Here is a 25,947-nt window from a genome sequence, read left to right on the forward strand (position 1 = left end):
GCTCTTCGCGCGTGCTGGCCGACAGGCGTGCTCTGTCGGCCAGACTGATGAAAGTCTTCTATTAATCGGCGTCGAATTGGGAACTTCCGCGGCTTGTATCCAGGACTTTATCTTCTATCCAATTCAGAATGACGCCCGCCACTTCGTCACTATTACGTTCCGACATCATCTGATGGCTGTTGCCGTGGATATCAAAGTCCGGGAGGAAGGCATTGGACGCTTTACCTCCTTTCGCCTTTATCGCCCTGACTAATGGACGGCAGTGCTCTTTACCGTGACCGGACCAGATACCGTGACCGGCTTCACTATTGAGGTTGAGCAGAGGAACTTTGGTGTCTGCATAGACGGATACGAGTTTCGGATCGACCGGCTTCTGTGGCTGCGGGCTGTCAAAATCCGTCGAATTAAGAGGCAAGGTCGTACAATTGGCAGCTTCGACGGAAACAACAGCCTTAAACAAATCGGGCCGTTGCATCATGAGCTCGTTTCCTAAGACAGCACCTCCTGACCATCCGACATAGATAACCGGGCCATATTCCTCTTTTATACGTTCCATGGCTGCGATAAAGCTCTCATGTACGTCGCCTCCGCTTGGACCGCCCGGGATTAACTGTCCAAGGAACTGCCTCCGAGCTTCTTTGTCAGTGGCCATCTGGTTTCCGAAATTATGGCCATCACCTAGCTCCCCGAATTTCGGCCCAACGTCGTACCATCTCCATGCGAAGCTGGTCTGCAGGAAGAACGGGCTGTTAGCCAGCGGATCGCCCTTCCCTGTGGCGGCCTTATTGATTGCGTCGACCACGAAGCCCGCGCGTCCAGTGCCTGGCGGATCAATGACGTAGACGGGAAAGCCGCGCCTTGCAAAGTATTTATCCCAGCCTTCCCGCCCGTCGACTGTCGTTTGCCAGACCATCCCGTTCAGGCCGCTGTGCGCGAAAATGATAGGTGCCGCGCCGGCTCGTAGTTCCTTAGGTATCAGGTATTCGACATAAGCTTGACCAACAAGGTTCTTCATTGTATTCAGAGGCGGGAGGCCCGGCGCCAACAAATCAGAAGACTTCCTTTTCATGATCTTGCCGCCCGCAAAGAAATGTCCCATCGTCCTCAGGGTCAAATCGGGCATCTTCTTAGCCTCTGCCAAAGCACCGGAAATATTCGCGGCGAGCAAAGTTCCCGCTATTGCAGCTGCCAGCTTGATTTTGTTCGTTGACTCCCGGGGGCCCTTTACATCTTTTCTGATCACGTTTCTCTCCCTGACCTTATTGTCTATACCACTACCGCCACCACTACGATGAAGGGTTCGGCACAGGCATATTGGAGAGACTTTTCCGGTCCCGCTCCCACCTTTGCGCGCTTTTTAGTATCATTCCGCGGTCCCGAACCATCGCAGTGGATAGGTGCCCCGCCCGCCAGCGAGAAAGCCGACTCTACCGTTTATAGTGTCCGCCGATGTCGCCGGTAAAATCTTACCAGCTAAATCCGTAGGGACGGGAAGCGTCGCGCGCGACCTATCGGCGCTAAGCAGCGGCAGGCGAGAACGTCCGTAGCGCAATTGTACTGGTGGCCTTTTGCCACTTTCGCCACCAGTTGCGAGGTCGGTTGGGCGCCATAGGACTAAACCGCTCTCGCGGTAGACGCGGCCGGCGTTTGGCGGCGGCGTAGAGGGCGCAGGCCGAAAATCGACGTCGAATAGTAAATGGAGAACGCATCGTCGAACGTCAGCCGCAGTTCGCTATAGGTTTTGCCGATGGATATCATTATCACGGACATGAGCTATTGAATGTACTACCTGAGATGGTGCGAGCGTGTGAGGCAACTTTGAAGATTTTAATCAAAGCGAAGCTCGGTTCATAAGTCGAGTTGTGCCGATCCATAACATGGCGGTCTTCTGCGATTGCTAGAAGCGACGAAAGCGCCCCGCCGGCCGGAGCCGAGCGGGGCGCGCTAATATCTGGCGGACACAGCTGGTCAGCCGCTATCGTCCTGGAGGGTTGCTGCGGGTGGATCGGTCAGAGTCGCCCTTAGGCTGTACGGAAAACGCCGGTCGATCTCGATCCTGTTTTCTCGAAAAGGGCCGCTGCCGTCTTCCCGGCGGCCCTCCATCCGCTCGAGGAGCCGATCCAGCTTCCGCTCGAAGCCTTCGACCCGCTGGGTCAGTAGCGCAAGGCCCTTGTCGGTCCCGGCCTGACGTTCGCGGGCGTCGTCGATCTGCCGCTGTCGCTCCCCGCGCCCGTCGTCGAGGTTCTTCGCCACCCGCTCGAGGCTGCCCTGTTGCTGCTTTAGTTGATCGCGTATCAGCGGGATGTCCTCGACCCTTGAGGCCATCTCGTCGAGCTTCGAATTCACGAAGGTGCGCCGGGACGCGATGTCGGAGACGACGTTGTCGACGCGCGTGTTCACGCTGCGGTCGTTGTTCGCGATCTTGTTGTTGATGTCCGTCATGGACGCCGTGAACTGGCCCCATGCGATGAAGGCCGTCCCCGCCATCGCCGCGATCGTCAGCAGGTTCCCGACCGAGATTTCTGCATTGAAGCGTGGTCTACCGTAGCCGTTCGCATGCGGCGCTGGCTGGACCGGAGGAGGCGCGGGCGGCGGCATGTGGTGGTCATGACGATTCTTCAGATCCGCCACCTCAGACCGAAGTGCTTCAAAGGCCTGTCTCACGATTTCCTCGAAGGTCGCTTCGTTTCGGAGCCTAGCGACCTCTTCCGGATCGCCCTCTGCGTATGTTCCCACAATGCCGCCTTACTGCGCGGCCCGCTCGCTCTTTGCCGCGTCCTCCGTCACCGCGATCGAGCTGTTCGTCGTCACCACGTCGTTCTGCACGCCCGGCAGCTTGGCGATGATCTTGGTGCGGAGCGTGTCGTCGCTCTGCTTGAGCGCCGCGACCGCCTTGGGATTGTCGCGCTTCACGATCTCGATCGCGTCGTTGATGAGGCCGGCCGGAAGCCCTTCGAGCTTGCCGCCGCGCGCCGCGAGCGTGGTCACGAGCGCCCGCAGCGTGTTGTCGATGGTGCGATAGAGGCTCTGCGCGAGCTCGCCGTCCTTCTGGACCTTGAGCGCTTCGACGATCTTCGCCGTCAGCCATGTCGCGAGCACGGGTACGAGGCCGGCGATGAACAGGAGCAGTCCCGGCCGGACGGCCTCCCAGACGTCGTTCAAGAAGGCTTCCATGGCTCAGGTCTTTCCGATGGCGTTGCGGATGTCCGCACATTGGAGAGTTCTTGAGGTCCGGTTGTGGCGCATCACGGCTGTGCATCTTAGGCGCGAACGACCTTTTGCCGACATACGTGGCGTCCGGTTCTGGGCTGCCGATAACCGTAGATTGCCAAGCCCGCTCTTTTTTCGGCCGCGATATTACAATTGACAGAAAATAAGATAGCTACCGATACTTTTTTATTTATCAGGTATTGATCCAGTATCTGAATTGAATGTCAGCAAATTTTCTTTCTGAGACGGTCTGAGCGCAACGTAAATTTGAGATAAAAAGTGCATGCCGGCAGGCGTTATTTCGATGCTGTACACTCTGCCTTGCCCGCCCTTTTTTTTAAGAAGACCTAATCCCTCACGCCCTCCTACTCCTGCTCCTAGCAGATCTGTATGTCGAGCGAGTGTCGAGTAAGGCACACCAAGGTCACGGGCGATTTTCGGAAGCGTCAAAGAACCAGCGTCGATCTGCTTCTGCCGACGGGAAATATAGATGAGGGTTTCGAGCGCGCCTACCGTGAGTTGAGGGAAGCGAGACCGCGACTCTGCGAGCGCGCGCTCTACCGGAAGCCACGCCTTATCAGCCAGCAGCCTCTCAAGGTCCAAAAACCAAAAGAACATCTCGAGATCCCGTTTACCTTACGCGATCATATAATGATTGTTTGGAGCCGGCGTGTCGATAGCAGCCTTGACAGCAAGGCGTTTGTGCCTCAGAACATTACGCAATCGCGTAAACTTTATGCGTTCCAAAAAGGAGTTAGCGCATTGGTTTTGAACAATTTTTTCTTTTCTCGCCCCGTCGCTATCGACGCAGGTTCCGTTCTTTCCAAGGCCCACGAGGGGCGTCAGCTGTCGGACGGAGAGGATGCTTTGTTGGATCTTCTCGCAGGTCTTCCGACCTACCCGGAGGCGCATGCCTCCGAACACGCCCGCGAGATGAAGCTGGGGATCGACAACGGCGTCGTCGATTTTCTGGCCACGACGGCAAACGAGGTCGAGGCCGCGGGCTTCGAGCTTTCCCTGATTGCGATAGGACCTGCACCGGACGAGCAGGGCTTCAACCTAATCGCTTCTCTAATACTTCCTGAAGTCATTCAGAAGGCGAAGTCCCGTGGAAGCGAGAATCAGTGGAACGCGCAGATCATAATCGCTCGCATCCAGTGCTCGATCGATTATGATTCAGGTGGTGGGCTCAGTGTCGAAGGGTATCCACTCTACGGTGGCTTCGACGCTCATGCGCGCGTCGAAATGGTCCTTCGCTGGCTCACTGCAGCCGTAAAGACGCGACTTTAAAACGGGCTGTTATCAACTGGAGTATGGCGCGCCTCGTAGGAGACGGGGCGCGCATGTACAACGGTGCCTCCGTTGTTGAATTCAAGAGTTCTGTAAAGCGGCTCGATCTCAACCAGCTTCATTGCGGGCTCCCATCCGAACGTGCTGCGACTACCACACTCTGAGACCGTCCGCGTTCTTCTCGAAGCACGTCGTTCGCTGGCAATGGCCTCGAGACGGCGAGCCTCCCGATCCAGCCGCGCCAACGCCTCAAGCCGCTCATCGTTTCAAAGCTTCGCCTTTGAGAATGCAGACTTCGAAACTCCGATGGTCTCGTCATAGACGCGCGTAGGCACCGGGAGTGGATGCCAGTCCCTGCAACCGTGGGCGAACGAGAACCGAGCGAGGTCGCCGAAGCGACACGGAGCGCCGTGGACGACCTCGGCTACCAACGCCAAGGCACGCACAGTTCGAGCCCCAATGCCTGGCGTCGCGAGCACATCCGCAAAATCCTCAGGCCCCCGTTTCGTCGCAGCGGCGATTGCCCCAAGAAACGCCGTGCAATCACATCGCTCGCATGGACCTTGTGATGCGCCGGGATAGACAGGTGCGGCAGCGTCATCAGGGTGGTGGACTTGGCCTCCTTCTCTGCGCGCGGTTCGAGCCTGAGGGGCCCGGTCGCGATCCTGTCGGGCGACGTCGTGCGAAGAAGGTCGAGCTGAGCGTCCCGCGACGCCGTAGCGTGGTCAGCGAAATTCAGGATCGAGCTGCCTGTTTCGCCGTCGATCGCCGCGTGCGGATCGTCGAGGTCGAGACTTCAGGTTCAGCCCTCAGCGCCTCGATGTCGGATAGGCGCTGAGCAAGAGAGCCGTGCGTGAATTACGTAGTGGCAGACCTGTGGAGCGGACGGTCGGCCCGAACGTGCCGCCGCGCAGTTTCAGAACCAAGTGGTGCTCGGACTGGCGCGCCGTCGGCGGGACCAGTCGCTGGCAGAGCGCGTTGCGCGGCGCCTCGTTGGCAGCGGCCTCAATTTTTTCGAGCTCCGCCTGAAGGCGCTTCGCGCGGCTCATGGATCCTGTCGGTCAGTCATTGTCCTAGAGCCTCTGGACTTCAGCGACCTAGCGCCCTCGCGATTGAATTGAAGCCGCAGCGTTACCCACAGCAGATCGCGTCTTGACTCAAGCGTAGCGGGATTAGAACAAAGAGAGAACGATGATGCCGCCCGACTTCGGAGGACGACGACCACGTGCAGCCACAGCCTGCGATCGACGCTTTGCGCGCGCAGATCGAACGGATCGAAGGTCGTTCGAAGCGCGCGAGATCGGCGCTCCCGTTCGGGATCGCCGAAGTCGATGCGCGTCTACCTGGAGGGGGACTCGCATTCGGCGCGCTGCATGAGGTCGCTGGCGGCGGCAACGGCGCCATCGATGGGGCGGCGGCAGCCTTGTTCAGCGCAGGAGTCGCGGCTCGCACGAGGGGCAAGGTCCTCTGGTGCGTCACGCGGCCAGATCTGTTCGCGCCGGCGATCGCGCAGGCGGGGCTCGTCGCGGACCGAGTGATCTATGTCGAGGCCGGCGACGACAAGACCGTGCTTGCATGTATGGAGGAAGGCCTTCGCCATGGCGGGCTCGGCGCTGTTATCGGCGAGCTTGCACGCCTCGCCATGACGGCTTCCCGCCGCCTTCAGCTTGCAGCAGAAGGCACGGGCTCGATCGGGATCGCGCTTCGTCGATGGCGACGACAGGCGGAGGCGATGGACTTCGGCCAACCGACCGCGGCGACGACCCGATGGCGGATTTCGGTGATCCCGTCCGCTCCGCTGCCCGTCCCGGGCGTCGGAAGACACCGATGGCTCGTCGAGCTGATCCGGGCCCGGGCGGGCGAAAGCGCTGATTTCGAATTGGAGGCGTGCGATGGCACGGGTCGTCTCGCTCTTCCTTCCGACCTGGCCGACGGATCGCTTTCGGCGACAGGCCGGCTACGTCGCGCCGCCGGCTGAGACGCCGCTCGTCCTTGTCGGCCGTCAGGGCAACCGGCGCGTCGTCACAGCAGCGGACCTCGCGGCGCAGAGCATGGGCGTGCGGGTCGGCATGCCCGCCACGAAGGCCCAGGTGCTGGTCCAGGGCCTGCTCGTTAAGGACGCCGATCCACGAGCCGACGCCGAGGCTCTCGAACGACTGGCGGTCTGGGCGCTGCGCTTCTCGCCGATCGTGACAGTCGATCCGCCAGACGGGATCGTCATCGATACGACCGGCGCCGATCATCTCCATGGCGGCGAGACCGCGATGCTCGAAGGCCTCATCGGGCGGCTCGCCATGTCGGGCGTCACGGCGCAGGCCGCGGTCGCTGACAGCTGGGGCGCGGCGCATGCGCTGGCCCGCCACGTCGCGCGACCAGCAGCCGTGGCACCTTCGGATCACGGCGCGGCGGTCCTGCGCGACCTGCCGCTCGAAGCCCTTCGGATCGCGCCTCAGGTCACAGCCGCGCTGCGGACGCTCGGCTTCGATCGCATCGGCGAGCTCCTTGCGCAGCCCCGGGCGCCGCTGACTTTACGGTTTGGCCCGGAGCTTGGCCGCCGTATCGACCAGGCGGTTGGCGACGCGGCCGAGCTGATCGAGTCGGTGCGGCCGGCCGACCTGATCGAGGTCCGTCGCGCCTTCGCCGAGCCGATTGGCGCGCCGGAGACCATCGCCCGCTACATCAGCAAGCTAGTGGCGGAGCTTTGCGAGAGACTCGAGGCAGGTGGCCTTGGCGCCCGGCGGCTCGACCTCATCTGCCGCCGGGTCGACAACGACGTCCAAGCTGTGCGCGTCGGCATGGCGACGCCGGTCCGCGACGTGAAGCGCATGACGCGGCTGCTCTGCGACAAGATCGAGACCATCGCGCCGGGCTTCGGCATCGAGATGATGACGCTTGCCGCCACCCTCGCGGAGCCCTTCGGGCGCAGGCAGATGGCGAGCTTGCTGATCGAGGAGACGGCAGCCGACGTCTCCGATCTCGTCGACACGCTGATGAACCGGGTCGGCGAGCGCGCGATCTACCGGATGGCGCCTGTCGCGAGCGACGTTCCCGAGCGGTCAGTCTGCCGGGTGCCCGCCATGGCGGCAGACAGCGGTACAGGCTGGCCCGGTCACTGGCCTCGGCCGTCCCGATTGCTCGCTCATCCCGAGCCCGTCGAGACTGTCGCGCTACTGCCCGATCATCCGCCCGTCAGCTTCACCTGGCGCGGCGTCCGCCGGCGCGTACAGCGCGCCGACGGACCGGAACGCGTGTTCGGCGAGTGGTGGAAGCGTGACGCCGAGCTCGTGGCCGTCCGCGACTATTTTCGGGTCGAGGACGATGCCGGCGAGCGCTACTGGCTCTACCGGGCCGGCGACGGCGAGGACGCGACAACCGGATCGCACCGCTGGTTCGTCCACGGCGTGTTCGGATGAGCGGCCCGCGCTACGCCGAGCTCCAGGTCACCTCGCACTTCTCGTTTCTGCGCGGCGCCTCGTCCTGCGAAGAACTCTTCTCGCAGGCGGCGGTCTGCGGGATCGAGGCGCTCGCGGTCGTCGACCGAAACTCGCTCGCCGGGATCGTCCGCGCCCATGAGGCGGCGAAGGTCACGGGCGTGCGGCTCGTCGTCGGCTGCCGCCTCGATCTCGTCGACGGCGTGTCGGTGCTGGTCTATCCGACCGACCGGGCGGCCTACTCGCAGCTGTGCCGCCTGCTCTCGCTTGGCAAGAAGCGCGGCGGGAAGGCGAGGTGCCGGCTCCAGTGGCAGGATCTCGTCACCTATGGCGAGGGGCTACTCGCCGTTCTCGTGCCGGATCTTGCTGATGAAGACTGCGCCTTTCGTCTTCGCCGGCTACGCGACGCCTTTGGTGACCGCTCCTATCTCGCGCTGACCCTTCGACGCCGACCGAATGACCAGCTTCGGCTGCACGAGCTGTCGAATCTGGCGACCCAAATGCGCGTCGCGACCGTCGTGACCAACGACGTGCTGTTCCACGAACCCTCGCGCCGCATGCTGCAGGACGTCGTCACCTGCATCCGGCACACCGTCACGATTGATGCCTTGGGCGATCGGCGGGAGCGCCACGCCGATCGCTACGTAAAACAGCCCGAGGAGATGCATAGGCTGTTCGGCCGCTATCCGGAAGCGCTCGCCCGCACGCTGCAGATCGTCGATCGCTGCCGCTTCAGCCTGGACGAGCTCGCCTACCAGTATCCGGAGGAACGCGACGACCCGACGCTGACCCCGCAGGAGACACTAGCGAAGCTAACCTGGGAGGGCGCCGCGGAGCGCTATCCGGAAGGTCTGCCCAAAAGCGTCCGCGCGGCGCTCCAGCACGAGCTGACCCTGATCGAGAAGCTCAGCTACGCGCCGTACTTCCTGACCGTGAACGCGATCGTCCGCTTCGCCCGGTCGAGGGACATCCTCTGCCAGGGCCGCGGCTCGGCCGCAAATTCCGCCGTCTGCTTCGTGCTCGGGATCACTTCGATCGACCCGGGCCGGAACGACTTGTTGTTCGAGCGCTTCGTCTCGGAGGAGCGCCGCGAGCCGCCTGACATCGACGTCGACTTCGAGCACGAGCGGCGTGAGATCGTCATGCAGTGGGTGTTTGAAACCTACGGCCGCGACCATGCGGCCCTGTGTTCGACAGTCATCCGCTATCGCGCCAAGGGCGCGCTCCGCGACGTCGGCAAGGCGCTGGGCCTGCCCGACGACCTGATCGGCGCGCTGTCGGGGCAGCTCTGGTCCTGGTCGGAGCAAGGGGTCGAACAGCGCCATGTCGAGGAGCTGAACCTCAACCTCACCGACCGCCGGCTACGGCTGACGCTTGACCTCGCACGCCAGCTCATGGGCGCGCCGCGGCACCTGAGCCAGCATCCGGGCGGTTTCGTGTTGACCCATGATCGTCTCGACGACCTCGTGCCGATCGAGCCGGCCGCCATGGCCGATCGCCAGGTGATCGAGTGGGACAAGGACGACATCGATGCGCTGAAGTTCATGAAGGTCGACGTGCTCGCGCTCGGCATGCTGACCTGCATGAAGAAGGGGCTCGATCTTCTCGCCGAGCACAAGGGCGCGACTTACGACCTCGCGACCATCCCAGCGGAGGACCCGCGCACCTACGCGATGATCCGCAAGGCTGACACGCTCGGCACCTTCCAGATCGAGAGCCGCGCGCAGATGTCGATGCTGCCGCGGCTGAAACCGAGGACCTATTACGACCTCGTCGTGCAGGTCGCGATCGTCCGCCCCGGTCCGATCCAAGGCGACATGGTCCATCCCTATCTTCGAAGGCGGGAAGGGCTCGAGCCGGTTCACTTCCCAAAGCCTGAGCTCGAGAAGGTGCTGGGCAAGACGCTTGGCGTGCCGCTCTTCCAGGAGCAGGCGATGCGGGTCGCGATCGAATGCGCGGGGTTCACCCCAGGCGAAGCCGACATGCTCCGGAAAAGCATGGCGACGTTCAAATTCACGGGCGGCGTCTCGAAGTTCAAGGAGAAGCTGGTCGCTGGCATGGTGGCGAACGGCTACGAGGCCGAGTTCGCCGAACGCACCTTCAAGCAGCTCGAAGGCTTCGGTTCGTACGGCTTCCCGGAGAGCCACGCGGCGTCCTTCGCGCTGATCGCCTACGCCTCGGCCTGGCTGAAGTGCTGGCATCCGGATGTGTTCTGCGCCGCGCTGCTGAACTCTCAGCCGATGGGGTTCTACGCGCCTGCCCAGATCGTCCGGGACGCCAGAGATCATGGCGTCAAAATCCTGCCGGTGTGCGCCAACGCTTCAAGATGGGACTGCACGCTTGAGCCGATGGACGACGAGGCCCGGTTCGCGGTCAGGCTCGGCCTGCGAATGACCAAGGGACTCTCCAACGCTTATGCGGCTGCAATCGTCGCGGCGCGTGGCGACCGGCCGTTCGTGTCAATGGACGATCTGTGGCGTCGCTCCGGCGTGCCCGTCATGGCGCTGACTCAGATTGCCGAGGCCGACGGCTTCCGTCCGGCGTTCGGACTGGCTCGCCGAGAAGCGCTCTGGGCGATCCGGGGGCTGCGCGACGAACCGCTTCCGCTATTCGCAGCGGCCTCGGCGCGAGAGAACGAAATCGTGCCGGAGGTTGAGGAACCGGCCGTCACGCTGCGACCTATGACGGCCGGCGGCGAGGTCGTTGAGGACTACCGCCATGTCAGCCTGTCGCTGCGCGCCCATCCCGTTGCGTTCCTGCGCCAGGAACTGACGCGGCGCCGGATGGTGACGTGTCTCGAAGCCATGGAGGCGCGCGACCGGCGATGGCTGGAGATCGCGGGCGTCGTGCTGGTCCGCCAGCGTCCCGGCAGCGCCAAAGGCGTCATGTTCATCACGCTCGAGGACGAGAGCGGAGTGGCGAACCTCGTCGTCTGGCCGAGCGTGTTCGAAAAGAACCGCAGGACGATCCTGTCCGCGGGCATGATCGCGGTCTACGGGCGGGTGCAGCGCGAGGGCGAGGTGGTTCATCTCGTTGCCCAGCGCCTGACGAACCTGTCGGCGGAGCTTGCAAGCGTCGGCGAGCGGGACGGTGAGTTCCCGCTGCCGCACGGACGCGGCGACGAGGTGCATCGCGGCTCGACCCCGGATCCGAGGGGCCAACGTTCGACGGGGCTTCGGCCGCGCGACATCTACGTCCCGGACCTGCACCTCGACACGATCAAGGTGAAGACGCGGGACTTTCGCTAGAACATCACCGGGTCGCGATACGCCGACTTGTGTTGGCGGTCTCCAGTCTCTTTGACGACGGCCTGATCGGAGTCGCGGGCAGGCGCGGCGAAGCGCGATCGTTTTCGGCGGCGATCGTCAGAAGGGTGTTGTGGTTCTCCACGATTACACCGAACATCTAAAGAATAGGACGAACCCGCGCCTGGCAGCCCGGTCTAGTCCGCCCTGACCATGACGAGCGTTCCCAGATGATTTTGGACGATCGCAGAGGCGCATCCGCGCCCGCGCAAGCAGACGTGCGCTTTGACCCGAGAGGCTGGGACGCCACTCCGGAGGCTGTCGCGGCGCGTGAGCAGGCTCAGCACATGATCCGCGTCCTCACGGACGTGCAGCGCGACGTCTACGTCAGCAACCGCTGGTTCTACAAAGACGTCGGCGTCCAGATGCACAATCTCGGCTGGCCGGTGTTCCCGCAGACGCGTGACAGAGACAGCCGTCGGCCGTTCCGCGCGCAGCCGTCCGAATATCGGGACGCACTTCCGTCGCGATGGAAGGTGGAGGAGTGGACCGCCAAGGCCGGGTACGAGCACAACCTTGCGCTGGCGCTTGGCGGCTCCTCGTCGCTCAGTGCGATCGCGATCGATGTCGATATCTCGGACGCGACCTTGTCGGCCGAAGTCATGCGGATCGTGTTCAAAACGCTCGGATTCACGCCGTTCGCGCGTATTGGTTCCTCGCCCAAGGTCGCTTTGGTCTACCGCTTGGACGAGCCAACCCGCCAGGGCGACGAGGCCTTCGCGACGATCGAGCTCCCCAAGGGAGAAGAGGGCAAGCGCGAGGTCGAGTTCCTTGGATTTGGTAAGGTCTTGACGCTCTACGGCTGGCATCATCGGTGGGGTTCGAAGATCGTCTGGTGGCGTGATCTCTCTGACGCACGTCCCGAGGATCTGCCGGTCATCACCCGCTCGCAGCTCCAGCGGCTTAGGTATGAGATCCAGCGCCGCTTCACCGACCTCTCGGTCGCGAAGATCGCTGCGGCGCCTGTGGAGCTTTCCGACGTCCGGATCGACAATGTCCGCCTGCCGTCGATGCCGAAGGCGGGCGAGAAGGCGAGGGAAGGCCGCGAGAGCCTCCTCCATGGCATCGTCTGGAACCTGGTTCGCGCCAATCCCTCGTCGAACTACGAGGAGGGCGACAAGGCGAGCCTGCTCAAGGCCGCGATCGCGACGTTCGGCGAGCATGCCGAGATGAGCGGGCGCTTCGGCGGGCAAGGGCTCGTGACCGAGATCACCGAGCGCCTCAACCGTTTCTGCCCGATGATGGAGCGAGGCGAGATCAGTCCGCTGCGCGGCTCAATGCCGACGCCGACATCGCCTGCTCCCAAGGCTCCTGCGGCGCCGGTTGTGGACCGTTTCCGCGACGAGAGCGGCGCGTTCTCGCGCCTCAACTCAAAGCCGTTCGTTTCCCCGGCGTGGAAAGGCATCCAGAAGGTCTTGGCCGTCGAAAAGTCTCCCGAGCAGGTCGCGAAGGACCGCGAGGAGCGCAAGCTCCTCACCCAGGATCAGCGCGAGGCCGGATACAAGCGGATCGGCCGCGCGATCGACAAGGTCAATGGCGACTTCTGGGAGGCCGTTCGCGACGCTTCCGAGAGCAAGCAGGGGTCAGAGCACGCAGTAATTCTGCGGGTGCCGCCGGGGTCGGGGAAGACCAGCCAGTCGGCGCGCTACGCCGCCCAGGCGGTCGACGTCATGAACACGCTGTTCGCCAAGCCGCTCGAGTACGGCTTCGTCGCCTTCATGCTCCCCGACTACAATGTGCTCGAGGAGGTCGTGGAGAAGGTCGCTGCGGTGTGCCGCGAGGACGGGTCTCCGCTCGCCGCCATCATTCGTCACAACCAGCCAATGCCGGATCTCACCGACCGCGTCGCCGTCATGGTGCCCGTCGGAAAGGGCCGTACAGCCTGCATGCGCAAGGCCGAGATGGAGGCGCTCGAGGCGGCGGACATCTCAGGCTCCGGCTTGTGCGAAGCCAATGTCGAGATTCCGTCTTACCGGCGCGCCGACAATGGACCGAAGACCGAGAGGATCCAGTGCACGTTCATGCTCGATGGCTGCGAGTTCTTCGAGCAGCACCGTCGCATCAAGCATGCGCAGATCGTCTTCATGGTCAGCCAGATGGAGACCGTCGCTGGCAAGTGGCTCTGGGAACGCTGCGTCGGTCGCATCGTGGACGAGGATACGACGACGAGCCTCGCCAAGAGCTACGTCAGCTTCGATGTGGACCGGGCGAACGCCGTCCGTCACGGACGCCCGACCAAGGCGCAGGCCGATGCCGGCTACGACGACGACTTCCCGACGATGGCGCGCGAGGCGCTGCTCCCGAAGATCGTCGCGGAGATCAAGGCCGGCCGCTGCCCGTCCTATTTCGTGAAGCACTGGCATGATGGCCTGAACACCGACGGACCGACGATGCTCGGGCTGGCGTTGTCGGCAGTGCGCCGCGACGACCCAAGCCAGCTCAAGATCCACCCGAAGATCTCGGCTGCAGACCTCCAGAAGATCATCGATGCCCCGAGAAAGTCGCCCGGCGCTTCGGCCGAGCGCGAGCTCCTGAAGATCGTTGAGGATCGTCTCGAGAGCTATGACCTGAACACCCCGCGCCGCCCACTGGACGCTCGCCTACAATACGTGCTCTCCGAGTATGCCGGCTCCGAATTCCGCGGACAAAAGCTGTGGGGCGTTCGCGTCTCCAAGCGCTTGAAGTCGAAGTTCACAGGCCACCCGCTGCTCGTCCTCGACGCCAGCGCGAGCAAGCGCCGGGTGGACAAGGTGTACAACGTGAACGCGAAGGTCGTGTCCGAGACCGTCGCGCCGCACTTGCGTGTTCTGATGGACCCGACCCGCACCTATTCTGTCGCCTCGTTCAAGCCCGGTCCGGACGCGCCGCCGGAGCAGATCAGGTCCGCGCGTCTCTTGATCGACAAGGTCCGCCGCATCATCGCCCTCGAGGCCGCTGAGCGCCCTTGGAGCCGCATCCTTGTCGTCCTCCCGAAGGCAATCGAAGAGGTGATCAACAGCCCGTTCTGGAGAGCTCCGGAGAACGTTTGCTGGCTGCATTACGGCGCTGTGCGCGGCCGCGATTTCGCGAAGGGTTACGCCTCGGTGATCACCGTCGGCCGCCAACAGATGGGCATCGGCTCGAACGACGCGAGCGCATGCGCTTTCGGCTGTGACGACATCAAGCCGATCACACCCTTCGACCTGCGCGGCGATGGTCTCACCGCCGATGAGAAGCCGCTTATGCGGCCGACGGTGGTGAAGACCTGGGCCATGCGGTCCGGCGAAGACGTCCAGGCCAGCGTTCCTTCGTTTGAGCTCGGGACGTTCCACCACGAGATCGACGACGCCGCACGCGAGCAGGAGGTCTACCAGGCCGCCTTCCGCCCCCGTCCGATCTACTCCGACGCCGCGAGCGCTCCGGCCCGCTGGATCTGCCTCGGACCGTGGGTGCCCTGCGATATCGTCGTGGACGCCATCCAGTCGCTCGACGTCATGATCGCCAATGCCGACCAGGCTGAGTCCGCCCGCGGCGCGGGCCTGCTCACCTACGGCGGCCTGTTCGAGCACCGGGACTCCAGCCTCAAGGGTCGCGAGCCTCTCCCGGCGCCGGACGTCCGCGGCGAGAACGAGGCGCTGCTCAAGGCAGCGCGGGAGGCTTTTCCGGATCGCACGGACGCCAAGGCCTTGGTCCTGCTCCGTCGCCGCAGGAAGCGGGTCGAGGACTGGGGCCCGTATCTTGCCCCCTGCGAGATCGAGATCGTCGCCACGGCCGACGAGGAGCGCGATCGCGCGGCGCTCAAGGCGATCTACGCGAGCATCGTGGCCGTCTTTGGGGACGAAAACGTTGCGCCGCTCGAAGAAAACCTAGGGCCGATCGCTGAGCCCGCTCGCCCTATGAACGAGGTTGTGGCACCCGCGACACCACCGTCGCCGCTGGTCCTAACCTGCAAGGTCAGGCGCGTGATGCCGATGTCGATCACGGCTTAGTCCTTGGGGCTGCGGAGAGCTCGGCTGAGATCCTGAGGTCGGTTGTGTCGGTCGCCATGCATTTAGGACGACGGCCAGCGCGGCGAACGTCCAGAACGAAAGAGCCCCGCGCGATCCAATGGACCGGCGGGGCGATGGCGCATGGTGGCGGAGCAGCGCGCGGGGCTCCTTGCCGAATCGAGGCTCCGGCCTGCCTGCTTCGCCCTGACAGACTGAGCGCTCTCGATTCTATCTGAACCGACGCATCGCACAAGAGTCCGCCCCGCATTTCCGGCGGAATTCATGCGAATTTTGGACCGTCGCCCCCGTTACTCCCTCACTCCGGCGCACGTGTCCCGAGACGTGACGCGGTCCGCAGTCCGAACGTTTCGGCGAGACGGCACCGGGCGCATGCGGGCCAGCACCGCAAGCCGCGCCTGCTCGGGATCGGCGCGGTCGAGGCGAGCCAGATGCGCGGCCGCGCGGGCGCCGATCTCGACGGCGGAGATGGGCTTGCCCATGGCGGCCGCGCGCGCCTGGGGATCAGCCCCGGCCTGGTCGATCGAGGCCGCCCAGATTTCGCGCAACGCCATCACGATCGCCCGGTCGGCCTGGCCCGACGACGGCCGGCGCGCCGCGGAGATGCGATCGCGATAGGCCTGAGAGCGCCTGCGATCGCTTTCCAGCCGCGCGGCGAAACGGTCCTCGAAATTGGTGGTCTGTCTGATCCGGCCCATCTGCGGTCTCCCTAGGATCTCACGACCCTATCGAGAGGCCCGGAAAGTCACAAAACGTGACGCGCGCACGTGGCGCGAACCGCAGTCCGATCGAGAGACAGCGCCGGCATCGCGCGAGAAACAGCGCCGGCATCGACAGCGTCCGCAGCCGGCATCGGGGATGAAATGCGCAGGGCCTCTGTCAGCCGCTTAAGGCCTTCAGACCTCCGCTCATGCATTCATGGCGAAGCCGCCCTCTCAGCGCGCCCAGGCTGGCCCTCATGACCATCCCGCTCGCCTCCGCTCCCCTTCACCTTCTCTTCCCGACATTCTTCCTCTTAAATCTTGGCCGAAGGCCCAGTCAGGCATCGGCTTCCAAAGAGGCAAGCATCGGCTTCCATGAGGAGGGGCGAAGCCCCGACCCAGCCATCTGGATTCTGACAGCTCCATGGGGGAGGCCGCAGGCCCGGAGCGGCAGCGTAGGGCCGTAGGCCGTCAGCCGGACGCAGCCGGAATCTCGCTGTTTGGAAGCCGCTTTCAGGCCATTTATCTGCTTTCTTATAACCCCACGGCTTTCGCTTGCAGCGTTCTCCAAGACGCCTGCATAATGAGGAATTAGCAAGAACGGTATACAGTGAGACGACAAAAAGTGCACGGATTTCGTTTAAGTCGTTTGAACCCGCAGCCGAGGTCGTACGAGCCCAAGCTGGAGCCCGATGAACAGCTCGAGCGGGCGATCCGATACGCCTATGGGGATGAGGCCGTCGAGCAGGCGTTGGAGCCAACCGCGCCTACGCAGGTTCGCAGGGGACGGCGCCGGCCGATCGCGCAGGGCAAGCTGGCTTCGACCATGGACGCCGGGCGTGCGTTCAAGGTCTCGGCGGTGGTGGCGGCGAACGTTGATTTTCCAGCGCTCGAGGGGGCGGACGCGCATCGCCTCTGGACGATCCTCTCCCTCTGCACGGACGCCGTCACGCGGATCCAGCTGCTCGACCTCGAGGCGGTCTGCGGGCGGCCGTTTCGTGACCTGGACGCGTTCAGGCGGTTGATCGAGGGCTCGATCGCCTATTGCCCGTTCCTTCCGGATCTCCAGGGCGTCCAGCTGGTCGAAAACATCGTGCTGGAGGAGGGCGAGCGGAACCGGGCCTTCGTGCGCGGCAAGAGCTCCGAGATCGAGGTCACGCTCAACCAGCGGGCGATGTGGGCGCTGAAGTCCAAGCCGACCGCCGAGATCAACGCGACCGCATGGAGGCATGTCACTGGCCGGCTGGCGGTGCGGCTCCTGGTCATGGCGGCGGGCGGAACGCGGCTGCAGAGCACGGACGCTCTGAGCCTGACGCTGGACGAGGCTGACATCGACCTCTACGCGCCGAACCTGGGTCGCCGGACCATGGCGCAGTTCGTCGGCGTCTACGTCAGGACCGCGATCGACACGCTTAAGACCCTGGAGCCGCAGGAGTTCGAATGGGGCTATTGGCCGATCCGCAAGGGCGCGGCGACGACCGGCGTGACAATCTACGCCTCTTCGAGCCGGTGGAAGGGCAGGAAGCGCCCGGCGACGGTGGCGGCCGCCCAAAACAAGGCCCAGAGATCCGCGGACGCAGCGTGGCGGAAACAGCGCCAAGAGCGTCTGGCGAAGGAGCGGGCCGAGCGGATAGCGGCGCGAAAGACGGCCTCTTGACTTTTCGAATCCAGGAGGTTACTGCTAAGCGGTAGCGCAGGCAGTAAACGGTCGTTTACTTCGCCGCCAGGACAGCAAAAAGCCCGCCCCGAAATCCGGTGGCGGGCTTTGTCGTGTCTGTGGCTCTCAGGGGAGCCGGTGAGGCAGGAACGTGACCCCGGCGCGCCGGGCGTAAACCTCCCGTATTATAAGCGCGAACTCGGAATCGAACTTGCGCGAGTGCCGCCTGCGCTGCAGCTCCTGGTACCAGGCCAGGACCAGGGCCTCGGCCGGCGAGGCGTCGGGGACGTAGCGAAGGTCTTTCTTCTTCTTCATCGGTCTCATCACCAGCCCCTGGATGACGGCGGGGCGCCCGTGTCGGTCAGGCTTTCTTGCGAGCGAGCGACTTCGCGACCTTGGCGAGGGCGTGGTCGATGGCCGCGCGATCGGACGTCAGGTCGTGGGCGGCGCGGATCGCGGCGATCGCCTCGACGGAGGCGGCCGAGAGCTGCAGGGCAACGGTCTTGCCGCCATTCTCCTGGGCTTTCGAGCGAACGCGGGCCTGCTTCTCAGCGAGGGTGAGTGGGGCGTCGCCAAGGGCGGTGCGGGGCATCTGATTGGGTCCTATTCATCCCCGCACACGCAGGGAACAGAGTTCTGCTCGATCAGAGCTGGGGGCCGTCCACGATGACGGCCTCGACGATGCGATCCACTTGGGAGGCGAACCCCAGGTCGTGGTCGCCCGGCAGGCCGGCGAGCCCGCTCTCGCGGGGGCGGGACACAACCTCGACGTCGTGCTCGGCGAGCGGGGAGACGAGCGCCTTCGCGAGGCTCTCGCAGGTCCAGCCCTCGAGGTCGTTGGCGTCGGCGTTGACGATGTAGGTAGGCTTGCTCATTTTCGGTCTCGGCCCCTGGGTTTCGGCGGGGCGCCCGTCATCGCGACTGCGATATAGTTACTAGTAGCTGAACAAGTGGACCGGGTCAAGCGAGATCAGAGGCCCGGACCGCTCATGACGAGCTCTGGATCGGCCGGCTCGCCTAGGCTCTCGTCGGGCTCCAGCCCCATCGCGGCGCGAGCGGCCGCCGGCCGGTCGGTCTCGATCCAGGCGCCCTGATCACGGAGCGCGCGGAAGGATTCGGCGGTCAGCTGCTCGGAGGCGTGCTTGAACAGAAGCACCCCGGAGCGCGGAGCCCCGGGGCGTGAGTTCGTCCAGCGGAGCGAGCGCGAAGGCTCGCCCGGCGTGTGCAATCGATATCCCATGAAGCCCCTTATGCCGCGACCAGATCGTCGGCGGTTGTGTACGGCTCGTGACCCCAGATGCACTCCTCGACGAGGTAGGCCCACTTGAGATCCTTCGCGAGCTGGTTCGCGAGGCCGCGCGCGATGAACTCCGCGTCGTCCCAGCACGTGTTGTAGTCGTATTCCGCGTTGTCCGAGCAGTGCTGGCGGACCTGGCGGGCTGCGTCCGTCATGCCGAGCTCGTCGAGGGTGCGGGCAGCGGACTGGAGCTCGAGGATACGGCCGGACAGGCGATCCATCTCATTGGCGATGTCGGCGTGACCGTTGAGACGGAAGGCGTCGGCGAGGCCGATGTCGGAGAAGAGGGACTGGACGAAGCCGTCGCTGGAGATGACGAGCTTGGCGAGTTCGATCTGGTTGCGGGTGAGCTTGGTGTGCATCGTGGTGGTCTCCTGGCCCCCTTTGATCCGGCGAGGCGTCCGGTAACGATCTATTAATTAGTGACTAGTAACCTTATGTCAAGCGACCTTTGGAGGTCTCATGCTCGGCTACGAAGAAACCGGTCTCATCCTCGGCATGGGCGACCGCATGAAGCGGGATGCGGCGGCCGCCCAGGCGGTGGTCGATCAGGTGGTCTCCCAGAGGAATGATGCGATCCGGCTGGCGAACCACAACTACTTAGAGTGGGAGAAGTCGCAGGCGGTGGTCGCCGAGCAGGCCGCCTACATCGCCCGCCTTGAGGCCATCGTCAGGCGCCAGGCCGGCTGCGCCTAACGCCGAAGAATGTTGGCGACGATCTCGTCGTCGGTGAGCGCGGCCGCGCGCGGGGCAGGGGCCGGGTTGACCGCCTGACGCCGGCGCGCCGGGTCGCCCTCCGCGATCGTCCGATCCAGATCGAGCTCCGAGATCCAGATCTTCGCCCAGGCCTCGGCGTCGATCCGCCGGAGGTCGCGCTCGGACCGCATCCGGACCAGCTCTGCCGCGACATGCGGTCGCAGGCCTTCGGGCAGTCTCTGGCCCCGTCCAGCGCGCCGCTCCTGGGCCCAAAAAGCGACCTTTTGAGCCTCCGTCTGAAGGATTGGCCTTCGAGCTTCCACGCCTCCAGGGGCTGGATAAGACGTTTTGAAGGGGGTCGAGCGCCTCAACCTGAATCTGTCGATCAAACCCATTTTAGCCTCCGTACGTGGCTCCTGGTGAACCACAGGCCCCAAAGATATGCCTCTGCACTATGAAAGTAACAAGCGAAGGTCGTTTGCGCATCGTAAGTCGAGGCCGCCGGATGCGTCCTCAGGGTGGCGAAATCCGATAGATCCGGACCCAGCGTTGCGGTCGTTTTGAGGGTTTGACGGTCCGTGGAGCGCGGCGAGGGTCAAATCAAGGTTGCGGATACTTCGGACTGCGGCATTCTCTAAGCGTTGAATTTAACGCTTCTCGGATTCGTCCATGCTTCGCCGTCCGCCTGCCTATGTGCCGCCATCAGAGCCCCAGTCTATAGAGACGCCCGCGCCCGCCGCGCCGGCGGTCCAGAAGGTCTCCGAGACCCCGTGGGAACCGGCTCCGGCGTTGGAGCCCGGCCCGGTTCCGGCCCTCCCGACTGTCAATCGGCGCTGAACTTTGACCCCTTATCGGCGTCCAATGTTGACCCCCTGAAGCTGGGTGAGCGGTGTCGATCCCGCCGGCGCGGAGCTGGTCGGGGTTGCGCAGCGTCGGCGGGATCGACGTCCAGAGGGCTAGGGTCTGGGGCGGAGCTCAGGCGCGGTTCTTGAAGCGCCAGCTCTCGTTGCCGGTCTCGACGATGTCGCAATGGTGGGTGAGCCGGTCGAGCAGCGCGGTGGTCATCTTGGCGTCGCCGAACACGCTCGGCCATTCGCCGAAGGCGAGGTTGGTGGTGACGATGATCGAAGTCTGCTCGTAGAGGCGGCTGATCAGGTGGAACAGGAGCTGTCCGCCGGACTGCGCGAACGGCAGGTAGCCGAGCTCGTCGAGGACCACGAAGTCGAGGCGGCCGAGGTAGTCGGCCATCCGGCCCTGGCGGCCTGAACGGCCTTCGGCCTCGAGCTTGTTGACGAGGTCGACCACGTTGAAGAACCGGCCTCGGGCGCCGTCGCGGATGCAGGACCGGGCGATCGCGATGGCGAGGTGGGTCTTGCCGGTCCCGGTGCCGCCGACCAGCACGACGTTGCGCTGATGGGCCAGGAACTCGCCGCCGGCGAGGTCGCGGATCAGGGTCTCGTTGATTGGCGTGTCGTCGAAGGCGAAGTCCTCGACGTCGCGGGCGAGCGGCAGCTTGGCGATGGTGATCTGGTACTTGATCGAGCGCGCCTGCTTCTCGCTGATCTCGGCGGTGAGCAGGTCGCCGACGATGCGTTGAGGCTCGTGCTGGCGCTTCACCGCGGTCGCGATGATCTCGTCGAAGGCGGCCTTCATGCCGTAGAGCTTCAGCTCGCCCATGGTGGTCAGTATCGCGGAACGCTCCATCACACGGCCCTCCTGAGGCTGTCGTATCGGGCGCAGTCGGCGGTCGGCTCGACGGCGAGCCGCAACGCTTCGGGCGTCATGATCGTGACCGGCGGCGCGGGGTCCCGGCGCCGGGCGAGGATGTTCAGGACGACGTCGGCTGAGCAGACGCCCTCACGCAGAGTCTCGGCGCAGGCGGCCTCGACTGCGGACAAGCCGTCGCTCAGCACCGCGGCGAGGATCGCCACCATCTGACGGTCGCCGTCATCGACGCTCGCAAGCTTGCGCCGGACCTTCTCGAGGCTCGCCGGCAGCACCCAGTCCTTGAACGGCGCTCCGTTCCTGAGCGCGCCGGGCTTACGAGCCAGCACCGGAACGTAGTGCCAGGGATCGAACACGGTCTGGCCGCGGCCGAAGCAGCGCGGGTGGTCGCCGACGATCCGTCCGTCCTGGCGAAGCTCGATCCGGTCGGCGTACGCGCGGATCTCGACCGGGCGGCCGATCGCGCTCGCGGCGACCGAGTACTTGTTGTTGTCGAACCGCACGAGGCAGGTCTTGGACACCGACGCCGGCACGGCGTGGAAGCCGTCGAAGCGGCCGGCATAGGGAACGAGGCTCGGGCGCTCGGCCTCGAACGCCTCCCACACGGTCCGCTCGGCGAACTCGGGATGACGATGCGCCTTGGCGTAGGCGATCGCCTGGTCGAGCAGCCAGGCGTTCAGCTCGTCATAGCTCTTCGCCCGGACGCGCGGCGTGAAGAAGCGCTCGCGCACCAGCCCGACTTGGTTCTCGACCTGCCCCTTCTCCCAGCCCGAGGCCGGCGTGCAGGCCACGGGGTCGATCAGGTAGTGGCTGCACATCTGCAGGAAGCGCCGATTGTAGGCGCGCTCGCGGCCGACGAGGATCGTCTCCACCGCGGTCTTCATGTTGTCGTAGATCCCGCGCGTGCAGGTTCCCTTGAAGAAGGCGAACGCCCGGTCGTGGGCGTCGAACACCATCTCCTGGCTCTCGCGCGGGTAAGCCCGAACGAACAGCATCCGCGAGTGACAGAGCCGGACGTGTGCGACCTTCACGGTCGTGGTGACGCCGTTGATCAGGACGATCTCGTGGCTCCAGTCGAACTGGTAGGCCTCGCCCGGATCGAAGCTCAGCGGCACGAACGCCGCCGATGACGACGACCGCTCACGCTGCCGACCGCGGGCGTAGCGCCGGACCGCGTCGTAGCCGCCTTCGTAGCCCAGCGCCCGCAGCGCCTCGAAGATCCGGATCAGCGTCAGCCGCTCGCGCGCCGCCCGTCCCTCGTTCTCCGTTAGCAGCCGGTCAAGGTCGCTACGCCAGGGCCCGAGCTTCGGGAGCGGCTGGACTTCGCGCTCGTACTCGAACGCCGTCGCCCCCGACCGCAACACCTTGCGCACCGTGTTCCGCGACACGTGCAGCTCGCGGACGATCTCCTTGATCGTCTTGCCGCGCACAAAATGCTCGCGGCGGATCCGCGCGATCGTGTCCACGCCCTTCATCCCCCGGCAGCCCGTCCTCGACAAAGACAGGCAGCATGCGCAACGCGCCAATCAGGGGGTCAAAATTGGACGCCGATCCCCCGACCTACGGGGTCAAAATTCCACGCCGGATCACAGTGGAGGGCCCGGTTTTCGACTGGGTGACTGCGTCGCACGAGCTCAATCAGGCTTGGCGGGCGGCTGCGAAGGAGAAGCGCACATGACTATCACCGAACCCCGCATTCCAGTGTCTTCGACACTTACCTACCGACCCGCTCGCTCGACCAACTCCAGCGCCTGCGGATGATATTTGAGGCCGTGAGCGTCGCTTCGAGAAGCGTGCCGCCAAATGCCGAAGGGCTTCAAGATCTCGTCCCCGACGCATCGCAGGATCGTCGCTCTAAGGCGGGCAGGGCGGTCGCGCGTTCACATCGCGAAGGAGCTCGGCGTCAGCTACTCCATGGTCGTCAAGACGCTGATCGAGGCTGGCCTGGGCTCGCAGAACCGCCTGCCGGACGAGCCGGTCCTGCAGGAGTACCTCGAGGCCGGCATGAGCCAGGCCGAGATCGCGCGGACCTACGAGGTCTCCCCGGCGCTGGTCTCCAAGACCCTGAAGCGGGCGCGCGAGGCGCTTGAGCCGGCCTCCTGAGCCGCAGATCAATCTGATCCGCCCATAGGTCAGCGGCAGGTCAACGTGATCTGCGCGCGACCTATGGGTGACCTGCGCGTAACCTTCCCATAGGTTATGGGACCGAAAACTCCATGAGTAACAATCCCTTATGACGCTGATCCGGAAGCTGAGCGTGAGCGGCTCAGAGAGCTATGGCTGGCCGGCATTCGCACGGCGGCGATCGCCGAAAAAGACGGGACCAACATCCATGTCGTCCTCAGCCGGGCCGCGGCGCTGGGCCTTTCGACCCGGCGAAATCGCGGTCGAAAGGTCGTGCCAGGGTCAGCGGAGGACCGCCGTCTGCGAACGCTCGACGCCACGGTCGAACGCCTGACCCGGCTCCGAACGCCGATGGACGAGATCGCGATCAGGGCCGGCGTCAGCCAGCGGACCGTCTATAATCGGCAGCGACGCCTGGGCCTGCGTCAGCCCGGCCGGCGCCTGCCCTGATCGATCCCATCCAGGACGGCGATGTCGGCCTTGGTGTAGCCGTCGGTCGGCTCCGGAGCGGGCTCTTTGAGCAGACCGTGCTCCCTCAATTCGGCCTCTAACCGTTCAATCTCTTGGCCTGCGCCCTCTGTGGGGGAAATCGTTTTCGGGTCCATGATCGGCCTCCGAGCCCGAATTTTTGTGCACTTTAAGCCACAATTTCCGCGGTCACCCACCGATTGTATCCTAAATTGCGGGGTCGATCATCGGTTGGCGTGGTTAACCGGTAAGGATTGGCCGTTCGGAGCCCCGAACTTCCCCACGATTTTGACGAACTTCCCCAAGGTTTTCGACATAGGCATGGGGAAGTTCGTGGTGAAGTTTTCGATTTCACCCATAGCCGCAAGACTCTGCGAAACCTAGGATTTTGCCGCTTGATGCGGATGCAAAATCCGGCATGCTGAATCGCATGTACGCCGCATCTTCGATTCCTTTGCAGCAGCTCGCCGACGCGTTCGGCCCGGACCCGATCATCCCCCTCGATCGGGCGGCCGGGCTCCTGCGCATGTCGTCAAAGCAGTTGCGTGGACACTGTGCGGCGGGGAACATTCACTGGGTCAACACAGGGCTCGGGACCCAGCGGCAGAAGCGGTTCTTTCGCCTCGCCGACATCGCGGAGTTTCTCGAGCGCCAGTCACAGCAGGCGACGCACGCTCAATGTCGGTCTTCAAGCGTCCGGACAGCACGGGCTGGCACTACGAATTCGTCGTCCGTGGTGTCAGGCTTCGTGGAAAGGCGCCGTATGATGACAAGCGCCAAGCGGACGCCTGGCTGAAGGCCGAGAAGGCTCGCGTAAAGGCCGCCGCCGCCGACAAGGTCGCCGCGCCCTCCATGACGTTCGACGCCGCAGCGGACCGGTATTGGACCGAGGTCGGCCAGCACTCGAAGGAACGCGATCTCGCCGCCAACCTAGAGCGCCTCGTGCTCTGGGTCGGCCAGCGCACGCCGATCTCCGACATCAATAACGACCTCGTGGCGCGCCTCGTCGCCCGGCGCCGCGCCGACATCAAGACCAACGCGGCCGCCGGGATCGTGAAGGACGAAGAGGGCAGGCCGGTCCTCGTCTCTCCCTCGACCGTCAATCGCTCTGTCACCGCGCTCCTGCGCCGGATCATGACCCGCGCCCGCAAGGCCTGGGAGATCCCGCTCCGCGAGCCGGACTGGTCCCAGCACATGCTGAAGGAGCCCGAGGAGCGGGTGCGGGAGCTCGATTTCGCGGAAGAGGAGCGCCTGTTCGAGAGCCTGCGGCCGGACTACCGGCCGATCACGGCCTTCGTCCTGGTCGTGGGGCTCCGGCGTGAGACCGCCGTCACGCTGACCTGGAACCAGATCAAGTGGGCCGAGGGCCAGCTGCGGGTGAAGGGCAAGGGTGACAAGTGGCAGACCCTGCCGATCACGCCCGCGATCACTGAGATCCTGTGGCCGCTGTGGCAGAACCGCGACCCGTCGATCGAGCAGGTCTTCACCTACACCGCCGAGCGGACCCGCACCTGCGCGACCTCGAAGAAGCAGTTCGTGCGCGGCAAACGGTACGCCATCACTTACAGCGGCTGGGGGAACGAGCTCGCCCGCGCCTGCAAGGCGGCCGGCGTCGTCGACTTCAAGCTCCATGACACCCGGCACACGGCCGCGACCAGAACGCTCAGGGGCTCCAAAAACCTCGCCGCGGTCCAGAAGCTGCTCAACCATTCCGATGTCAAAACGACGATGAAATACGCTCACGTGCTGGTTGACGACGTCGCTGAAGCCCTGTCCACGAGCGCCCTTGACGTCGCCGCGCGCCGCGCGCGTTACGAGGAAGCGGCCGCAAAAATCCCCCACGGCACTCCCCACGGGACGAAGCGGATGCGGACTAACGGCCGAAAAAAAAAGCGTATTCGGCCGTAGAGTGACAATCTTCCAAGCTGAATACGAGGGTTCGATTCCCTTCACCCGCTCCAGCCCCAACGCCTCTTTTTTGAACGATTATATTGGACCAAGCGCTTTTAGAGCTGGATCTGCGTTCAGGCTGGCACCACATCGGCACCACCTTTCGG

Annotated in this window: 25 protein-coding genes; 9 read left to right on the forward strand and 16 right to left on the reverse strand. The window is 64.3% G+C overall.

The window, feature by feature from the left end; genetic code table 11:
* Window positions 1–61: 61 nt before the first annotated feature.
* The 4 genes from ACFOWB_RS08535 to ACFOWB_RS08550 all read right to left on the reverse strand — a co-directional run bounded on the left by ACFOWB_RS08535 (window position 62) and on the right by ACFOWB_RS08550 (window position 3,828).
* Complete coding sequence (locus ACFOWB_RS08535; RefSeq protein WP_378146728.1) at window positions 62–1,243, reverse strand: hypothetical protein; 1,182 nt, start codon at window positions 1,241–1,243, stop codon at window positions 62–64.
* Window positions 1,244–1,968: 725 nt separating this feature from the next.
* The gene (locus ACFOWB_RS08540) at window positions 1,969–2,736 is read right to left on the reverse strand and encodes a hypothetical protein (RefSeq protein WP_378146730.1); all 768 of its coding nucleotides are present in this window, start codon (window positions 2,734–2,736) and stop codon (window positions 1,969–1,971) included.
* 9 nt (window positions 2,737–2,745) lie between these two features.
* Window positions 2,746–3,174: a hypothetical protein gene (locus ACFOWB_RS08545; RefSeq protein ID WP_128778800.1), complete on the reverse strand. Its 429-nt coding sequence runs from the start codon at window positions 3,172–3,174 to the stop codon at window positions 2,746–2,748.
* Between the two features lie 222 nt (window positions 3,175–3,396).
* Entirely contained in the window at window positions 3,397–3,828 is a 432-nt protein-coding gene (locus ACFOWB_RS08550; RefSeq protein ID WP_128778801.1) for a hypothetical protein, read from the reverse strand.
* A gap of 144 nt (window positions 3,829–3,972) precedes the next feature.
* Here ACFOWB_RS08550 and ACFOWB_RS08555 point away from each other — a divergent pair, with 144 nt between their 5' ends.
* Window positions 3,973–4,500: a hypothetical protein gene (locus tag ACFOWB_RS08555; RefSeq protein WP_378146733.1), complete on the forward strand. Its 528-nt coding sequence runs from the start codon at window positions 3,973–3,975 to the stop codon at window positions 4,498–4,500.
* Window positions 4,501–4,766: 266 nt separating this feature from the next.
* On the opposite strand, the gene ACFOWB_RS08560 is transcribed toward ACFOWB_RS08555, so the two are convergent.
* Both ACFOWB_RS08560 and ACFOWB_RS08565 read right to left on the reverse strand, forming a co-directional pair.
* Entirely contained in the window at window positions 4,767–4,979 is a 213-nt protein-coding gene (locus ACFOWB_RS08560) for a DUF763 domain-containing protein (RefSeq protein ID WP_245479772.1), read from the reverse strand.
* A gap of 330 nt (window positions 4,980–5,309) precedes the next feature.
* On the reverse strand, window positions 5,310–5,549 hold the full coding sequence (locus ACFOWB_RS08565) for a hypothetical protein (protein ID WP_128778803.1): 240 nt from the start codon (window positions 5,547–5,549) through the stop codon (window positions 5,310–5,312).
* Between the two features lie 176 nt (window positions 5,550–5,725).
* Here ACFOWB_RS08565 and ACFOWB_RS08570 point away from each other — a divergent pair, with 176 nt between their 5' ends.
* The 4 genes from ACFOWB_RS08570 to ACFOWB_RS08585 all read left to right on the forward strand — a co-directional run bounded on the left by ACFOWB_RS08570 (window position 5,726) and on the right by ACFOWB_RS08585 (window position 15,204).
* Entirely contained in the window at window positions 5,726–6,478 is a 753-nt protein-coding gene (locus tag ACFOWB_RS08570; RefSeq protein ID WP_128778804.1) for an ImuA family protein, read from the forward strand.
* Window positions 6,393–7,913: a DUF6504 family protein gene (locus tag ACFOWB_RS08575; RefSeq protein ID WP_128778805.1), complete on the forward strand. Its 1,521-nt coding sequence runs from the start codon at window positions 6,393–6,395 to the stop codon at window positions 7,911–7,913. Before ACFOWB_RS08570 ends, ACFOWB_RS08575 begins: the two co-directional genes overlap by 86 nt.
* Window positions 7,910–11,179, forward strand: coding sequence for an error-prone DNA polymerase (locus tag ACFOWB_RS08580; RefSeq protein ID WP_128778806.1), 3,270 nt, complete (start codon window positions 7,910–7,912; stop codon window positions 11,177–11,179). Before ACFOWB_RS08575 ends, ACFOWB_RS08580 begins: the two co-directional genes overlap by 4 nt.
* A 344-nt stretch (window positions 11,180–11,523) precedes the next feature.
* A complete protein-coding gene (locus tag ACFOWB_RS08585; protein WP_128778807.1) occupies window positions 11,524–15,204 on the forward strand; it encodes a hypothetical protein in 3,681 nt (1,226 codons plus the stop codon).
* Between the two features lie 308 nt (window positions 15,205–15,512).
* On the opposite strand, the gene ACFOWB_RS08590 is transcribed toward ACFOWB_RS08585, so the two are convergent.
* Window positions 15,513–15,920, reverse strand: a complete 408-nt coding sequence (locus ACFOWB_RS08590; RefSeq protein WP_128778808.1) for a hypothetical protein — start codon at window positions 15,918–15,920, stop codon at window positions 15,513–15,515.
* Window positions 15,921–16,572: 652 nt separating this feature from the next.
* Between ACFOWB_RS08590 and ACFOWB_RS08595 the strand changes: the two genes are divergently transcribed.
* A complete protein-coding gene (locus ACFOWB_RS08595; RefSeq protein WP_128778809.1) occupies window positions 16,573–17,580 on the forward strand; it encodes a hypothetical protein in 1,008 nt (335 codons plus the stop codon).
* 126 nt (window positions 17,581–17,706) lie between these two features.
* On the opposite strand, the gene ACFOWB_RS08600 is transcribed toward ACFOWB_RS08595, so the two are convergent.
* The 5 genes from ACFOWB_RS08600 to ACFOWB_RS08620 form a co-directional block, all read right to left on the reverse strand.
* Window positions 17,707–17,895 (reverse strand): hypothetical protein, encoded by a 189-nt coding sequence (locus ACFOWB_RS08600; protein ID WP_128778810.1) that lies wholly within the window; start codon window positions 17,893–17,895, stop codon window positions 17,707–17,709.
* 46 nt (window positions 17,896–17,941) lie between these two features.
* Entirely contained in the window at window positions 17,942–18,172 is a 231-nt protein-coding gene (locus ACFOWB_RS08605) for a hypothetical protein (protein ID WP_128778811.1), read from the reverse strand.
* A 52-nt stretch (window positions 18,173–18,224) separates the two neighbouring features.
* Window positions 18,225–18,455, reverse strand: coding sequence for a hypothetical protein (locus ACFOWB_RS08610; protein ID WP_128778812.1), 231 nt, complete (start codon window positions 18,453–18,455; stop codon window positions 18,225–18,227).
* 95 nt (window positions 18,456–18,550) lie between these two features.
* Window positions 18,551–18,736: a hypothetical protein gene (locus tag ACFOWB_RS08615; RefSeq protein ID WP_378146738.1), complete on the reverse strand. Its 186-nt coding sequence runs from the start codon at window positions 18,734–18,736 to the stop codon at window positions 18,551–18,553.
* Window positions 18,737–18,828: 92 nt separating this feature from the next.
* Window positions 18,829–19,239: a hypothetical protein gene (locus ACFOWB_RS08620; protein WP_128778814.1), complete on the reverse strand. Its 411-nt coding sequence runs from the start codon at window positions 19,237–19,239 to the stop codon at window positions 18,829–18,831.
* Window positions 19,240–19,339: 100 nt separating this feature from the next.
* Between ACFOWB_RS08620 and ACFOWB_RS08625 the strand changes: the two genes are divergently transcribed.
* The gene (locus ACFOWB_RS08625; RefSeq protein ID WP_128778815.1) at window positions 19,340–19,573 is read left to right on the forward strand and encodes a hypothetical protein; all 234 of its coding nucleotides are present in this window, start codon (window positions 19,340–19,342) and stop codon (window positions 19,571–19,573) included.
* Here ACFOWB_RS08625 and ACFOWB_RS08630 read toward each other — a convergent pair.
* The 3 genes from ACFOWB_RS08630 to istA all read right to left on the reverse strand — a co-directional run bounded on the left by ACFOWB_RS08630 (window position 19,570) and on the right by istA (window position 22,773).
* On the reverse strand, window positions 19,570–19,764 hold the full coding sequence (locus ACFOWB_RS08630; RefSeq protein WP_128778816.1) for a hypothetical protein: 195 nt from the start codon (window positions 19,762–19,764) through the stop codon (window positions 19,570–19,572). The genes ACFOWB_RS08625 and ACFOWB_RS08630 overlap by 4 nt on opposite strands.
* A gap of 784 nt (window positions 19,765–20,548) precedes the next feature.
* On the reverse strand, window positions 20,549–21,277 hold the full coding sequence (gene istB / locus ACFOWB_RS08635) for an IS21-like element helper ATPase IstB (RefSeq protein WP_128779582.1): 729 nt from the start codon (window positions 21,275–21,277) through the stop codon (window positions 20,549–20,551).
* Window positions 21,277–22,773 carry an IS21 family transposase gene (gene istA, locus ACFOWB_RS08640; RefSeq protein ID WP_128779583.1) on the reverse strand — a complete coding sequence of 499 codons (1,497 nt, stop codon included), beginning with the start codon at window positions 22,771–22,773 and terminating at the stop codon, window positions 21,277–21,279. Before istA ends, istB begins: the two co-directional genes overlap by 1 nt.
* 328 nt (window positions 22,774–23,101) lie before the next feature.
* Between istA and ACFOWB_RS08645 the strand changes: the two genes are divergently transcribed.
* Window positions 23,102–23,401 (forward strand): hypothetical protein, encoded by a 300-nt coding sequence (locus ACFOWB_RS08645; RefSeq protein ID WP_128778820.1) that lies wholly within the window; start codon window positions 23,102–23,104, stop codon window positions 23,399–23,401.
* 446 nt (window positions 23,402–23,847) lie between these two features.
* Here the strand turns inward: ACFOWB_RS08645 and ACFOWB_RS08650 are convergent, their stop codons facing one another.
* Window positions 23,848–24,027 (reverse strand): hypothetical protein, encoded by a 180-nt coding sequence (locus ACFOWB_RS08650; protein WP_128778821.1) that lies wholly within the window; start codon window positions 24,025–24,027, stop codon window positions 23,848–23,850.
* A gap of 541 nt (window positions 24,028–24,568) precedes the next feature.
* On the opposite strand from ACFOWB_RS08650, the gene ACFOWB_RS08655 reads away from it, so the two are divergent.
* A complete protein-coding gene (locus ACFOWB_RS08655) occupies window positions 24,569–25,798 on the forward strand; it encodes a tyrosine-type recombinase/integrase (protein WP_245479773.1) in 1,230 nt (409 codons plus the stop codon).
* Window positions 25,799–25,947: the final 149 nt, after the last annotated feature.

This window comes from Chenggangzhangella methanolivorans (assembly GCF_042648545.1).
Taxonomy (GTDB): Bacteria; Pseudomonadota; Alphaproteobacteria; order Rhizobiales; family Methylopilaceae; genus Methylopila; species Methylopila methanolivorans.